The 13,274-nt window shown below is 70.0% G+C and carries 13 protein-coding genes and 1 pseudogene; 8 read left to right on the forward strand and 6 right to left on the reverse strand.

The window, feature by feature from the left end:
- Window positions 1–55: 55 nt before the first annotated feature.
- On the forward strand, window positions 56–700 hold the full coding sequence (locus tag FKR81_RS07625; RefSeq protein WP_146350218.1) for a TetR/AcrR family transcriptional regulator: 645 nt from the start codon (window positions 56–58) through the stop codon (window positions 698–700).
- Here the strand turns inward: FKR81_RS07625 and FKR81_RS07630 are convergent.
- Window positions 686–1,447: a MaoC family dehydratase gene (locus FKR81_RS07630; RefSeq protein WP_146350408.1), complete on the reverse strand. Its 762-nt coding sequence runs from the start codon at window positions 1,445–1,447 to the stop codon at window positions 686–688. The two genes, FKR81_RS07625 and FKR81_RS07630, sit on opposite strands and share 15 nt — an antisense overlap.
- Window positions 1,447–2,696, reverse strand: a pseudogene (locus FKR81_RS07635) (3-oxoacyl-ACP reductase). Before FKR81_RS07635 ends, FKR81_RS07630 begins: the two are co-directional and overlap by 1 nt.
- 53 nt (window positions 2,697–2,749) lie before the next feature.
- On the opposite strand from FKR81_RS07635, the gene FKR81_RS07640 reads away from it, so the two are divergent.
- The gene (locus FKR81_RS07640; protein WP_146350219.1) at window positions 2,750–4,006 is read left to right on the forward strand and encodes an acetyl-CoA C-acetyltransferase; all 1,257 of its coding nucleotides are present in this window, start codon (window positions 2,750–2,752) and stop codon (window positions 4,004–4,006) included.
- On the opposite strand, the gene FKR81_RS07645 is transcribed toward FKR81_RS07640, so the two are convergent.
- Window positions 4,003–4,620, reverse strand: coding sequence for an SIMPL domain-containing protein (locus tag FKR81_RS07645; protein ID WP_146350220.1), 618 nt, complete (start codon window positions 4,618–4,620; stop codon window positions 4,003–4,005). The genes FKR81_RS07640 and FKR81_RS07645 overlap by 4 nt on opposite strands.
- A 143-nt stretch (window positions 4,621–4,763) precedes the next feature.
- Here FKR81_RS07645 and FKR81_RS07650 point away from each other — a divergent pair, with 143 nt between their 5' ends.
- The 6 genes from FKR81_RS07650 to FKR81_RS07670 all read left to right on the forward strand — a co-directional run bounded on the left by FKR81_RS07650 (window position 4,764) and on the right by FKR81_RS07670 (window position 9,878).
- Entirely contained in the window at window positions 4,764–5,957 is a 1,194-nt protein-coding gene (locus tag FKR81_RS07650; protein WP_146350221.1) for an ATP-binding protein, read from the forward strand.
- Window positions 5,958–6,104: 147 nt separating this feature from the next.
- Window positions 6,105–6,251, forward strand: a complete 147-nt coding sequence (locus FKR81_RS43370) for a hypothetical protein (protein ID WP_186762821.1) — start codon at window positions 6,105–6,107, stop codon at window positions 6,249–6,251.
- A 283-nt stretch (window positions 6,252–6,534) separates the two neighbouring features.
- Complete coding sequence (locus FKR81_RS07655) at window positions 6,535–7,398, forward strand: NAD(P)-dependent oxidoreductase (protein WP_146350222.1); 864 nt, start codon at window positions 6,535–6,537, stop codon at window positions 7,396–7,398.
- Window positions 7,391–8,128 carry a class I SAM-dependent methyltransferase gene (locus FKR81_RS07660; protein ID WP_146350223.1) on the forward strand — a complete coding sequence of 246 codons (738 nt, stop codon included), beginning with the start codon at window positions 7,391–7,393 and terminating at the stop codon, window positions 8,126–8,128. Before FKR81_RS07655 ends, FKR81_RS07660 begins: the two co-directional genes overlap by 8 nt.
- Window positions 8,129–8,153: 25 nt before the next feature.
- Window positions 8,154–9,512, forward strand: coding sequence for a S28 family serine protease (locus FKR81_RS07665; protein ID WP_235921374.1), 1,359 nt, complete (start codon window positions 8,154–8,156; stop codon window positions 9,510–9,512).
- Between the two features lie 15 nt (window positions 9,513–9,527).
- A complete protein-coding gene (locus FKR81_RS07670) occupies window positions 9,528–9,878 on the forward strand; it encodes an NYN domain-containing protein (protein WP_146350224.1) in 351 nt (116 codons plus the stop codon).
- Here FKR81_RS07670 and FKR81_RS07675 read toward each other — a convergent pair.
- The 3 genes from FKR81_RS07675 to FKR81_RS07685 all read right to left on the reverse strand — a co-directional run bounded on the left by FKR81_RS07675 (window position 9,875) and on the right by FKR81_RS07685 (window position 13,273).
- On the reverse strand, window positions 9,875–10,648 hold the full coding sequence (locus FKR81_RS07675) for an HAD family hydrolase (protein ID WP_186762822.1): 774 nt from the start codon (window positions 10,646–10,648) through the stop codon (window positions 9,875–9,877). The genes FKR81_RS07670 and FKR81_RS07675 overlap by 4 nt on opposite strands.
- 392 nt (window positions 10,649–11,040) lie before the next feature.
- Complete coding sequence (locus FKR81_RS07680) at window positions 11,041–11,919, reverse strand: pentapeptide repeat-containing protein (RefSeq protein WP_235921375.1); 879 nt, start codon at window positions 11,917–11,919, stop codon at window positions 11,041–11,043.
- An 85-nt stretch (window positions 11,920–12,004) separates the two neighbouring features.
- Window positions 12,005–13,273 (reverse strand): cation:proton antiporter, encoded by a 1,269-nt coding sequence (locus FKR81_RS07685; protein ID WP_146350226.1) that lies wholly within the window; start codon window positions 13,271–13,273, stop codon window positions 12,005–12,007.
- Window position 13,274: the final 1 nt, after the last annotated feature.

Below are 13,274 nucleotides of genomic sequence, written 5' to 3' on the forward strand. Positions count from 1 at the left end.
AGGTAAGGCTGCAAGCCGGTCGGGATAATCTTGTCCCCTTCCAGCAGGGGGTGTGATGCAAGCAGACCAACGCAGGGCCAAGAGGCTGCCGCGTGCGGTTCGGGAACGTCAGATCATGGACGCCGCCGTGGACGTGTTCTCCCGCCTCGGGTTCCACGCCGCCTCGATGGACGAGATCTCCGACGTCGCCGGGATCTCCAAGCCGATGCTCTACGCCTACCTGGGCTCCAAGGAGGAGCTGTTCGCCACCTGCATCCGCCGCGAGGCGACGCGGATGATGGAGGCGATCGCGGGCGGCGTCGAGCCTGATCAGGAGCCGGACGTCCAGCTGTGGAGCGGCCTGCGCGCGTTCTTCGGGTTCGTCGGCGAGAACCGGGCCAGCTGGCAGGTGCTGCACCGGCAGGCGTCGACGCAGGGCGGACCGTTCGCCGCCGAGCTCGCGGACATGCGCGGCCGGGCGGTGTCGCTGGTCGCGGCGCTGCTCGCCCAGTCGACCCAGGCCGCGCCCGCCACCGAGCTGGAGGCCGAGTCACTCGCGGCCGCGCTGGTCGGTGCGGGCGAGTCGCTGGCCGACTGGTGGCTCGACCACCCCGACGAGCCGGCCGGTGTGGTCGCGGCGCGGCTCATGAACCTCGTCTGGATGGGCTTCGGCGACCTCGTGAAGGGCAACATCTGGCACCCGCCGTCACGGCGCGGGTGACCAGCTCCCCAGCAGGTGGGGACGATTAGCCCCCCACACGCTGAACTCGGTGCCGGACGCCGCGAAGAACGCCTTGCCCGGCAACGACAACGGCGCTTTGAACTGGACATCGACGGTCAGGGCCTCCGGCAGCCCGCCCTCCATGGCCGCGAGGCAGCGCGCCTTGGTCCACATGCCGTGCGCGATCGCGCGCCGGAAACCGAACAGCCGCGCCGTCAACGCGTGCAGGTGGATCGGGTTCCGGTCACCCGACACGGCCCCGTAGCGCCGTCCGATGTCACCAGGCACCCGCCACACCGCCGAAGTCTCCGGCCGCTCGACGGAAGCACCCGACGACGAACCGCCGCCGGTCCGGCGGAGATAGGTCGACACGCCGACCCACGCGTCGCCGACGGACGTCACCACGTCGACCTGCGTGCCGTGCGCGTGCGGCCGCAGGTCGGTCGCGCGCACCTCCAGCGGCAGCTCCTCGGACGCGAGCAGCGGCCGCGACTGGGTGATCCGGTTCGCGACGTGCACCACGCCCGGCAGGGGGAACGGAAATCCGGGGCCGCTCATCAGCTTCATCTGCAGCGCGAACGACAGCACCTGCGGATAGGTCACCGGCAGCACGTCGCTGACGCGGAACCCGCAGACCGCGCTGTACGCGGCCAGGTGCGTGCGGTCGACCTGCACGACAGCGGACACCGGTGCGGCGTCCAAAGTGGACCCGCGCCGGAACGACGTCAGAGCGGCCTTGAGCAGCATCACGCCCCCAGCAGCATCTGGCCGCACACGCGGACGACGTTGCCGTTCACGCCACCGGATCCGGGGCTGGCGAACCACGCGATCGTCTCCGCGACGTCCTCCGGGAGACCGCCCTGCGACAGGCTGTTCATCCGCCGCCCGACCTCACGCGTCATCAGCGGCACGGCCGCGGTCATCTTCGTCTCGATGAACCCCGGCGCCACCGCGTTGATCGTGCCGCCGCGCGCCGCCAGCACGGGCGCCATCGACTCGACCATCCCGATCACGCCCGCCTTGGACGTCGCGTAGTTCGTCTGACCGACGTTGCCCGCGATGCCCGCGATCGACGAGACGCCGATGATCCGGCCACCGGGACGCAGCACGTCTCCTTCCAGCAGAGCGGCGTTGACCCGCTCCTGGCACGCGAGGTTCACCTCGAGCACCGAGTCCCACTGCGCGGAGTCCATGCGCGCCAACGTCTTGTCGCGCGTGATGCCCGCGTTGTGCACGACGACGTCCACGCCGCCGTGCCGCTCGGTCAGGTGCGACACCAGCCGCGCGGGATCGCCGGTGATGTCCAGCTGCAGCGCCGATCCGCCGACCGAGTTCGCGACCGCGGACAGCTCGTCCCCGGCCGCGGGCACGTCCAGGCACACGACGTGCGCACCGTCGCGGCCCGACACCGAAGCGATAGCGGCACCAATACCCCGCGAGGCGCCGGTCACGAGAGCGACTTTGCCGTCGAGCGGGCGTTCCATGACTCGGGCGCAGCCGAGGGTGCCGATACGTGGATCACCTGGCCGGACACGTACGCCGACCGTCCGGACAACAGGAACCGCAGCGTCGACTCGGCACCGTCCTCGGCACCGTCGGCGACGTGGACCAGTGAAGCGGTCCCGCCACGCCGCAGCTCCTTGCCGACGGAGCGCACGAACCCTTCCAGAGCGCGCTGCGCGATCGAGGTGGGCGAGCGGCCGATCACGACGACGCGGCCGCACGGCCCGAGCGACGCCAGGTTCGGGTGGAAGAAGTCGTACAACTGCCGCAGGTCCGCCACCGAAGACACGTCGGACGCGTCGAAGACCAGCGCGCCGTACGGAGCGGGGCCGGTCTCCAACTGCTTCAGGAACGGCAGTCGCGAGGCGCCACCGACCAGCACCGGGCCGGCGAGTCCGGGTTCGCGGCGCAACGGGTACGGGTCGGGCAGTCCGAGCCTGCGCACCAGCTGACGGCCGAGGCCGGAGGAAGCGAACTTCTGGTACCTGTCCACAGCCCTAACCTACTCGCTAGTAAGTCTACTCGCTAGTAGGTACACTGGCGGTCATGAAGCGAGTAGCGATCCTCGGCGGCAACCGGATCCCGTTCGCCCGGTCGAACGGCCCGTACGCGCGCGCGTCGAACCAGGACATGTTCACCGCCGCGCTCGACGGCCTCGTGAGCCGCTTCGGCCTGCAGGACGAACGGCTCGGCGAGGTCGTCGCGGGCGCCGTGCTCAAGCACCCCGGCGACTTCAACCTCGTCCGCGAGTGCGTCCTCGGCAGCAGGCTGAGCCCCGAGACGCCCGCGTACGACGTGCAGCAGGCGTGCGGCACCGGGTTGCAGGCGGTCATCGCGGTCGCCAACAAGATCGCGCTCGGCCAGATCGACTCCGGCATCGCCGGTGGCGTCGACACCGCGAGCGACGCGCCGATCGGCGTCAACGAGGGACTGCGGCAGGTGCTCCTGGACTTCAACCGCGCTCGCACGGCGGGCCAGCGCCTCAAGCTGCTCACCAAGCTGCGGCCGGGCCACGTCGTGCCGAACATCCCGCGCAACGGCGAGCCGCGCACCGGCATGTCGATGGGCGAGCACGCCGCGATCACCGCGCGGCAGTGGGCGATCGGGCGCGAGGAGCAGGACGAGCTCGCCGCGCGCAGCCACCAGAACCTCGCGCGGGCGTACGAGGACGGCTTCTTCGACGACCTGGTCACGCCGTACCTCGGCCTGACCCGCGACCAGAACCTGCGCGCCGACTCCAGCGCCGAGAAGCTCGCGAAGCTCGAGCCGGTCTTCGGCGACACCATGACCGCGGGCAACTCGACGCCGCTCACCGACGGCGCCAGCACCGTCCTGCTGTCCACTGTGGACTGGGCGAAGCAGCACCGGATCCCGGTGCTCGCGCACCTGACGTTCACCGAGACCGCGGCCGTCGACTACGTGCACGGGCGCGAAGGCCTGCTCATGGCACCCGCGTACGCCGTGCCGCGGATGCTCAAGCGCGCCGGGATCACGTTGCAGGACTTCGACTTCTACGAGATCCACGAGGCGTTCGCCTCGCAGGTGCTCGCCACGCTCAAGGCGTGGGAGGACCCGGACTTCTGCAAGGACCGGCTCGGCGTCGACGCACCGCTCGGCGAGATCGACCGCGCCAAGCTGAACGTCAACGGCTCCTCGCTCGCCGCGGGCCACCCGTTCGCCGCGACCGGCGGCCGCATCGTCGCCACGCTGGCGAAGCTGCTCGCCGAGAAGGGCAAGGGCCGCGGCCTCATCTCCATCTGCGCGGCAGGCGGCCAGGGCGTGACCGCGATCGTCGAGCGTTAGTCGAGGAGGGTCCAGGTCGCCGTGCAGGTCACCCGCACGGTGATCTGCTGCGGCTCCAGGTTGAGCTGGTCGACCATGCCCTCCGCGCCAGGTGCGGCGCCGTAGGCCATGGAACGCGCCATCAGCGGTCCGTGCCGGTCGTTCTCGCCGTCGACGATCCGGTGCAGCGGCCCGAGCCGCCGCCCGAGCGCGGTCGCGTAGCCCTCGGCGCGCCGTGACGCGTCCGCGACGGCCTCGCGCTGCGCCTCGCGGGACGCTTCGGCGTCGTCGATCAGCTGCCACGACGGGCCGTTCATCCAGGACGGCTCCGCCTGCACCAGTTCGCCGAGCAGCAGGTCGAGCTGCTCCAGGTCGGTCACCCTGATCACGTAGTTCTGCGACGCCATGCTGCCCGCGCGGCGCTTGCCGTCCCAGTTGTCGTGCACGTTCAGCCGCCGCGAACGCACCTCCACACCCGGCCGCGTCAGCAGCGGCTCAACGCCTGCCACCTTCTGGTTCAGCGAGCTCACCGCCTCGGCGCGGTCCGCGCCGGTCGCGTCGAACGAGACGGTCACCTCGGCGCGGTCGGCGGTGCGCTCGACCTCGCCGGTCCCCACGGTCACTACGTCAGCCACGGAAGCCAGCCAACTCGCGTAGTGGTTCATGCGCAACAATTGACCTATCTAGCACAAGCACTAGAAAGCGGTATACGAAACAAGCCGTAGGCGTGTCTGCGCGTCTATCGGGTCAGCACTAGACACGCCGATACGGTGCTCGAATGGACCCGGTGCGCAACCCGTTCGCCCCCGGAGCAGGCCAGCGTCCACCCGAGCTCGCGGGGCGGGACAAGGAAGTCGGCGCCTTCGAGGTGGTGCTGGAACGCGTCGCCCGCGGACGTCCGGAGCGCAGCCTCGTGCTGACCGGGCTGCGCGGTGTCGGCAAGACCGTGCTGCTCGGCGAGCTGCGGTCGATGGCCGTGAAACGCGGCTGGGGCGCGGGCAAGGTCGAGGCCAGGCCGGACGCCGGGCTGCGCAGGCCGTTGTCCGCCGCACTGCACCGGGCGATCCGCGATCTCGCCGTGCGGCACCGCGCGCCGGACCGGGTCGAGGACGCGTTGGGTGTGCTGAAGGCGTTCGCGCTGCGCGCCGCGCCGGACACCGCCAAGCTGCGCGACCGCTGGCAGCCGGGCATCGACGTGCCCGCGAAGCAGGGGCGTGCGGACTCGGGTGACATCGAGATCGACCTGGTCGAGCTGTTCACGGACGTCGCGGAGCTCGCGCAGGACGTCGGCACCGGCGTCGCGCTGCTGATCGACGAGATGCAGGACCTCCAGGCCGACGACATCTCCGCGCTGTGCGCCGCGTGCCACGAGCTGTCGCAGTCCGGCGCGCCGCTGGTCGTGGTCGGCGCGGGCCTGCCGCACCTGCCAGCGGTGCTGTCGGCGAGCAAGTCGTACTCGGAGCGGCTGTTCCGGTACACGCGGATCGACCGGCTCAGCCGCGAGGACGCCGACCGCGCTGTCCTCGCGCCCGTCGAACGAGAGGAGGCGGGCATCAGCGAGGAGGCGCTGGACGCGATGTACGACGCCTCCGGCGGTTACCCCTACTTCATCCAGGCCTACGGCAAGGCCGCGTGGGACGCCGCGCCCGCCGACCCGATCACCGCGCTGGACGTGTCCGTCGCGGCTCCTGAGGCCGACGCGGAGCTGGCCGTCGGCTTCTTCGGCTCGCGCTACGAGCGCGCGACGCCCGCCGAACGGGAGTACCTGCGGGCCATGGCCGAGCTGACCGACGGCAAGGACGCGGGCGTCAACACCGCCCAGGTCGCGGACCACCTGCAGCGCAAACCGTCGTCGCTGTCGCCCGCACGGGACAGTCTCATCAAGAAAGGCCTGGTCTACAGCGCGGAACGGGGTCAGATCGCCTTCACGGTGCCCCACTTCGGCCGCTTCTTGCTCGGTCGGGAGGACTAGGCGCTTGTCCGGTGTTTCGTAGCAAGAGCCGATGAATCATCGGCGTGTGCCCCAACTCACCGGACAAACCCGTGCATAGCGCGGCTGAATCGTGCATACTTGAGTCATCCAAGAAAGACCAGACTTCCGAGAGGGATGACAGCCCAGATGAACATCGCAGCGAAGCTCCGCGCCCGTCGTGCCGAGGCGCGCAACCGGAAGGCCGTGGCTCGCGCGATCGACATGGCCTCCACGCCGGCCATGCGTCACGAGCTCATGGTGATCGCCCAGGCTCAGGTCTCCACCCTCCGCTGAATGAAATCCCCTGGTTGCTTCAGCGACGAGGTCTGATCGACACGCAGACCGCGCCCCCGTCGCGAAGCACGTCCCCGCAGGGGAACCAACGACGAAGCTCCTGACGCACCTCCCGCGCGTCAGGAGTTTCGTCGTATACGGTCAAACGTGAAGCAAGTCACACTAAGCTGGGTGTGTAACGGCCCACGAACGTGAGCCGATGTTGTGAGTGACCCCGCGGTGCTGTCGGACCCCCGACCTGGCAGCACCCGGGGTTTCTTCGTTTCCTCACTAGCCTGGTCCCATGTCGACTACGAAGGTCGCGGTACTCGGTACGGGCCTGATGGGCGCACCGATCGCGGGAAACCTCGCTGAACAGGGATTTGACGTCCGGGTGTGGAACCGGACCCGTGCGCGCGCCGAGCCTCTGCTCCGCCGCGGCGCCACCCTCTGCGCGACACCGGCCGAGGCCGTGCGGCACGCCGAGGTCGTCATCACCATGCTGAACGACGGCGCGACGGTCACCGATGTGATGACCGATGCCGCCGACGGGCTGTCACCCGATGCGGTGTGGATCCAGAGCAGCACGGTCGGCGTCCACGCCACCGACGACCACATCGAGCTGGCCCGGTCGTTCGGACTCGGTTTCGTCGACGCCCCCGTGCTCGGCAGCACCAAGCCCGCCATCGAGGGCAAGCTGGTGATCCTGGCCGCCGGTCCCGACGAGCTGCACCACGCCGTGCAGCCGATCTTCGACGTCATCGGCGCGCGAACGATCTGGGTCGGTGAGGCGGGTGCGGCGTCCAAGCTCAAGCTCGTCGCGAACAGCTGGGTGCTGTCGCTGACCGCCGCGGTCGGCGAGGCGATCTCGCTGGCCGAGGGACTCGACATCGATCCGCGGCTGTTCGTCGACGCCGTCTCCGGCGGGCCGCTCGACTGCGGCTACCTGCAGGTCAAGGCGGGTGCGATCCTCGACCGCAACCTCGCGCCCGCGTTCTCCGTCGCCAACGCGGCCAAGGACGCGCACCTCGTCGAAGAGGCGTCCGTGTTCGCGGGTGTTCATCTCGACGCCGCAGCCGCGGCGGGTGCGCGCATGACCCGTGCGATCGCCCAAGGTCACGGCGACGAGGACATGGCGGCCGCGTACTTCGCCAGCTGGAATGAGTGACGCGACGGCGTACGACCAGGTCCACCGGACGGGCGGGGTCTCGCTGCTGCACGAGCTCACCGCGCGGGCCTTCGGCACGGAGTTCGTGCCCGAGATCCAGGCGTTCAGCTCGTGCTCGCGGCGGACGCTGGACTACGCGGCATCCCGGCTGGCGCTGCGCCCCGGCGACACGCTGGTCGACCTCGGGTGCGGGCGCGGCGGGCCCGGCCTGTGGCTCGCGCGGGAGCTGCGCGTCCGCCTGATCGGGATCGACTTCAGCGCCGAGGGGATCGCGCAGGCGCGGGTGCGGCGTGAGCACTTCGGCGTCGACGCCGCGTTCCACACGGGCACGTTCGACGCGACCGAGCTGCCCGACGCGTCGGTCGACGGGGTGGTCAGCGTGGACGCGCTGCCGTTCGCACCGGACCGGGCCGCGGCGCTGGCCGAGATCCGCCGCGTCCTCAAACCCGGCGGGCGGCTCGTCGCGAGCGTGTGGGAGACAACGGACTCGTGGCGACCGGACCTCGAAAGCGCTGGTCTGGAGGTCGAGGACCGCACGGAAGCTCCCGAGGTGTTCGTTCGGATGCAGGCGCTCTACGACGAGTGGATCGCGCACGAGCGGGAACTGCGTGCCGAGGTCGGCGATGACGTCACCGACGACCTCGTCGCCGAGGCTCGCAGCGGCCAGGAGAAGTTCCGCGATCGGACTGCTTTGCTGGTCACTGCCCGCCGATCGGCCGGTACTGATTGAGGAGTTCACTGGATAACTTGACGGCGTGAAGAGGCTTCTCGTCGCCGCACTGGTTTCGGCGCAGGTACTGACGATGGCGGTGACGGCTCAGGCCGCGCCCGACATCAAGGAACGCATCGCGGCCGTTCCCGGCGTGCGGATCATCAGCGAGGGCACGGTCGGAACGGCGCGGACATTCGTGCTGGGCGTCCAGCAGCCCGTCGACCACCGGCGTCCACGCGGGCAGCAGTTCGAGCAGCGGTTCTCGTTGCTGCACAAGGACGAGGCCAAGCCGATGGTGCTGCACACCAGCGGCTACGGCCTGCCCGGCACGATCGGCGCGTCCGAGCCCGCCCGGATCATCGACGGCAACCAGATCAGCGTCGAGCAGCGGTTCTTCACGCCGTCGCGGCCGGACCCGGCCGACTGGAAGCTGCTGAACATCTGGCAGGCGGCCAACGACCACCACGAGATCGTCGGCAAGCTGAAGAAGATCTACCGCGCCAAGTGGATCTCCACTGGCGCCAGCAAGGGCGGCATGACCTCGGTCTACCACCGCCGCTTCTTCCCACGCGACGTCGACGCGACCGTCGCGTACGTGGCGCCGAACGACGTGGTGAACAACCGCGACAACTACGGCGAGTTCATCGAGAACGTCGGCAACGACCCGACGTGCAACCGTCGCCTCGAGGGCGTGCAGCGGCAGATCCTCCAGCACCGCGACGAGTTCGCGGCCCGGCTGGAGGCCAAGGGCTACACCTACAAGCAGTTCGGCGGGGTGCAGCGGTCGCTCGAGATCCTGGTGCTCGACACGCCGTTCACGTTCTGGCAGTACGGCCTGCAGGCGGACTGCGCGATCGTGCCCGGCGCGAACGCCACGGTCGATCAGATCTGGGACTTCATGGACAAGACGGTCGGCTGGGACTTCTACACCGACGCGGGCGTCGCGCCCTACTCGCCGTACTACTACCAGGCCGGCACGCAGCTCGGCTGGCCCGCGGCGGACGAGTCGCACGTGCGCGACCTGCTGCGGTACCCCGGTGCCAGCGTGCCGCGCTCGATGGTGCCCGCGGACATCAAGATGCGCTTCGAGACGGGCGTGATGCGCGACGTCGACAGCTGGGTCCGCCTGTGCGGCAGCCGGCTGCTGTTCGTCAACGGCCAGAACGACCCGTGGAGCGCCGAGCCGTTCCGACTCGGTCCGGGCACGCGCGACTCCTTCTACTACACGGTTCCCGCGGGCAACCACGGCTCGAACATCTCGAAGCTGCCCGAGGCGCAGCGCGCCGAGGCGACCGCCGCGCTGCAGCGGTGGGCCGGTGTCGCCCCGGCGATGAAGGCCGCGTCCGCCGACCAGGGGCCCGACCCCGACTCGCTGGAGGCTCTGCGCGCTCGTCGCGGCTAGTGCAGGCTTGACGGTGTGAAGCCGCTGCTCGTGGTCGACGCCGCCAACGTCGTGGGATCCGTCCCCGACGGCTGGTGGCGTGACCGGTTCGGAGCCGCCGAACGCCTGCGCGACGCACTCGCCGGGCGTTCGGGAACCGAAGACGTCGTACTCGTCGTCGAAGGCAAGGCAAGGGGTGTGCCGAGCGTCGACGGAGTACGAGTCGTCCCCGCTGAACACTCGGGGGACGACAAGATCGTGGAGGTCGTCCGGACAGAGGGAGCCGGACGACCTGTCACGGTCGTCACCGCGGACCGCGAACTGCGCCGCCGCGTCACCGAGCTCGGCGCCGAGGTGGCGGGACCGACGTCGGTCCCGCGCCGTTAGAGGCTGAAGAGCTCCTCGATCACCTGCGCGACGCCGTCCTCCTCGTTGGTCGGCGCGTGCCGTTCGCACGCGGCCAGCACCAGCGGGTGCGCGTTGCCCATCGCGTACGCGTGCCCGGCCCACCGCAGCACCGACAGGTCGTTCGGCATGTCGCCGAACGCGACCACCTCGTGCGCCCCGATTCCCCTTGCCGCGCACAGTGCTTCGAGCGTGCTCGCCTTCGACACGCCGCTCGGGCTGATCTCCAGCATCCCCACGCCACCCGAGTGCGTCACGGACACCTGGTGCCCGACGACCTCGGTCGCGATCTCCATCATGTGGTCGGACTCGGCGTCCGGCGCCCACGCGAGCAGCTGCACGACCTGCCCGGCCTCCTCCCACACGTGGTCCAGCAGCTCGAGCGTCCGGTGCGGGTTGCTCGCCGAGAAGCCGCGGAACGCCGGTTCGCACAGGACTTCCGCCCCGGTCTCGACGGCGATGCCGACGCCGGGGATGTGGACGGCGAGCTCGGACGCGACCTTGCGCACCAGTTCGAGCGGCAACAGCTGCGCGGACACGACCTCGCTCGCCGTCAGGTCGTAGACCATCGCGCCGTTGCTGCAGATCGCCGTGCCGTGCAGCCCGAGGTTCGCGACGAACCGCGGCGGCCGGGCCGTCACGACGACCACCTCGGCCTCCGCGCGGTCCAGCGCCTCGCGCGTGCGGTCGGCCAGCGCGCCGCCCTTGCGCAGCAACGTGCCGTCGAGGTCGGTCGCTATCAGCCGGATCATCCGGCGATTATCGGCCAAGATCGCCGCAGGGCCACGCGAATTGAAGTCCGAGCGCTGTTGAGTCCGAATCCGACGATCACCGGTGGCCTGACGCACGTCCGCGACCCCCAAGCCGCGGGCTCGGTCCGTCGTGGTCGTCCGGTGTCGTTCACGACACCGCGCGGGTCCGCTAGTGGTGCGGCGGAGCCGGCACGACCTCCAAGCCGTGGGAACGATCCGCCGAGACCACTTCGGACACCGCGTCGGCGAGTGCGGAACCATCAGCGCTCGAGCCGTAGCGGGACCCTGCCCGCTGGCTGGAGAGCATGATCGTGCATCGCATTAACACTGTGTCCTCTTTCAGGTCTGGTAAGCGGGTCTCACCTTCGGCTGGTTGCGTTGAATGACGAAGCCTATCGGTCCGATCCCGTTTCGGGAATGTCGTCGCCGGGCACGTTCTGGTAACTCAACGCGGCCCATCCCTTTCGGGCGGGAATATTCTGCTCGAGCCATCCGGAAGGCCACTTTCGGCGTGCATCGCGTGTCTGTGTGTGAGCACCGGTGAGCGACGCGGTCGTCTGCACGCCGAAGTCGACCTCCCCGAGGAACTCGGCGCCGCGGAACACAGCCGGCTCGCGGACGAACGAAGCGCGGCGGAAGTCCGCGAGGCCGGTGAACCGCGCGCCGCGGAAGTCGGCCGTGCCGAACGTGCTGCCGCGGAACGTGGCGGGCCCGACGAACCGGGCGCCCGCGAACGACGCGGCCCGCACCGAGGCGTGGGTGAGGGTCAGTTTCACCAGCGTCGCGCCCGCCAGGTTCAGCTCGACGTCCGCCCACTGCCCCTCACCCGTCCGCAGGTGGTTGACCAGCAACGACTGCGCTGCCTGGCGCACCTCCAGCTCCTGCGCGCGGTTCTCGTCGCGCAGCCGGGGCCTGCCGCCCGCCTCGGACGGCGGGTCGAACGGCATGCGCAGGTACGCGCACAGCAGGTTCACGATCGTCTGCCGGTGCGCGGTGTTGGCCACGGCGAGGCGTTCCAGCGCGTAGAGGCCGGCGAGCCGGACCGGCGCCTTGTCGTTGCCGAGCTGGTCGGCGGCCTTGCCGTAGAGCTCGGTGACGCGGCGCTCGGTAGCGTCGTGGTCCTTCTGCACCAGGTCAAGCTCGCTCACCCGTTGCCGCCGCGCGGCCAGCAACAACGCCGCGCCGCCGCCCGCGCCGAGCACGATGCTCGACGCCGTGCGAATCGCGTCCAGTCGCACGGAATCACGGGGGTTGCCATTGCCGATCATCATCCATAGCAATCCTATGGAAAGGGTGGATATTCCAACCAGTGCGGCCGACCAGATCGCGATTGTCGTCGTCGAAAGAACCCGGTGTTCATCCGTGCGCTGTTTGCCGCCCATATTCGTCAATGTTGCCGTGTTCTCGCGCGTCGCGTCGGTCCAGCCAGCTGAGCCACGGCGAGGTCATCACCGTCGTCACCACCGCTACCAGCACGAGCACGCTGAACAGCTCGCTCGTCACGATCCCCGCCTGCAGGCCGACGTTCAGCGCGATCAGCTGCATCAGGCCGCGCGCGTTCATCAGCACGCCGACGCGCAGCGCGTCCGAATGCGACTCGCGGGCGAGCCTGCCCGCGAGCCAGCAGGCGCCGAACTTCCCCAGCACCGCAACGGTGATCGCGGCCGCGGCGAGCAACAGCACCGGCGGGCTGGCGAGCACGGCGAGCCGCGTGTTCAGTCCGGAGTAGGCGAAGAACAGCGGCAGGAACACCACGCGCGTGATCGGGCTGATCGCGTTGATCACGCGGTCGGACGCCTGGCCGCGCGGGAACACGTACCCGACGCAGAAGCCGCCGAACACCGAGTACAGGCCGATCGTGTCGGTGAACCAGGCGGCCGCGAACAGCGCGACCGCGGTGACCAGCACCAGCTTGTCGAGCGTCGCGCCCGGCTGGTTGATCGCCTTGTCGAGACCGCGCTTGCCGATCGTGGCGGTGACCAGCACGAACACCACCGCGCCGCCCGCCGTGATCAGCACCTTCGTCGGGTCACCCGACGCGACGCCGAGCACGACGGCCAGCAGGACCCACGCCACGCCGTCGTCGAGCGCGCCGCACGCCAGCGCGAGCGAACCGAAGCGGGTGTTGGTCAGCCCGCGCTCGGTGATGATCCGCGCCAGCATCGGGAACGCGGTGATCGCCAGCGTCACGCCGACGAACAGCGCGGACACCCACAGCGGGATGCCGGGCTTGAGCACGTCGACCTGGTCGTGCGTCAGGAAGATCAGGCCCATGCCGAGCAGCAGCGGGGTGGTCACCCCGGCCGCGGACACGATCACCGCCGGACGGCCGAGCCCGGTCACCTTGCGGGACGCGAACTCGTGGCCCACCAGGAACATGAAGCCGACGAGCCCGATGTGGCTCACCACGTACAGCATCGGCCGCACGCCCGAGGGGAACAGCGTCTCCTGCACGGCCGGGAAGAGCAGCCCGAGCAGCGACGGCCCGAGCAGCACGCCCGCGATCATCTCGCCCACGACAGGTGGCTGCCCGATGCGGCGAACCGCGTTGCCGACGATCCGGCAGACGATCAACACGACGACCGCGGCGAGGAAGAACCGCGCGGCGGTGGCGGCGACATCCATG

Origin of the sequence: Lentzea tibetensis (genome assembly GCF_007845675.1) — a bacterium.
In the GTDB taxonomy this organism is placed as follows: Bacteria; Actinomycetota; Actinomycetes; order Mycobacteriales; family Pseudonocardiaceae; genus Lentzea; species Lentzea tibetensis.